The sequence below is a fragment of the Candidatus Thiosymbion oneisti genome (assembly GCF_004359955.1).
In the GTDB taxonomy this organism is placed as follows: domain Bacteria; phylum Pseudomonadota; class Gammaproteobacteria; order Chromatiales; family Chromatiaceae; genus Thiosymbion; species Thiosymbion oneisti.
Genome location: NZ_SMSC01000132.1, coordinates 1 through 589, shown reverse-complemented (window position 1 = coordinate 589; position 589 = coordinate 1). Strand labels below are relative to the sequence as shown.

General features: G+C 67.2%; 1 protein-coding gene. It reads right to left on the bottom strand.

The features are described from left to right. Nucleotides 1-589 (bottom strand): transposase (locus E1958_RS19755; RefSeq protein WP_208108636.1); only part of this gene is annotated, 589 nt, incomplete at both ends.

The following is a 589-nucleotide window of genomic DNA, read 5'->3' as shown; positions in this document are numbered from 1 at the left end:
GCCTGGACAGGCTTGGCCTGTTGGCGTCGGGCGCAAGACTCCCGGAACCCACCCATGCCGCGCCGGTTGACCACCCGCAAGAGGTCGTAGCCAAGTACCATCAGGCTCATCTCAGCGCGGACCTTGTGGAAGCTACGCACCAGGAAGTGGTCGCAGCCGAACCAGCGCTTGAGCATACCGAAGGGATGTTCGACCAAACCGGCGCGCTGACGCCTCCGCGGTGCGCCCTGATCGGCCATGGGTTGCCGCTGGGCCTCGACCAACGCCGCGTGCTCGCTGCGGTAAATGCGGCGCGCGCCGCCGGAGTCGGGCTGGCGCACCGCCTTCAGCGGGCAGGCTCGGCACTGACCGGCCAAGCGGCTGTAGCGGGTACGCTGGACGCCGTTCTTGTGGTGTGATTGACCACACCGAGGCAGCAACTCGCCGGCGGGGCAGATGTCGACATCAAGGGTACGGTTATACGAGAACCGCTCGCCGCTGAGGCGGCCGTGCGTGGCCGGTAACTGCCTGGTGCTGATCCGGGATGGGGACCTAGACCGTGGCCCCAGCGCTTCGCAGGCAGTCAATTCGGCCTCACTGGAGTAGCCGG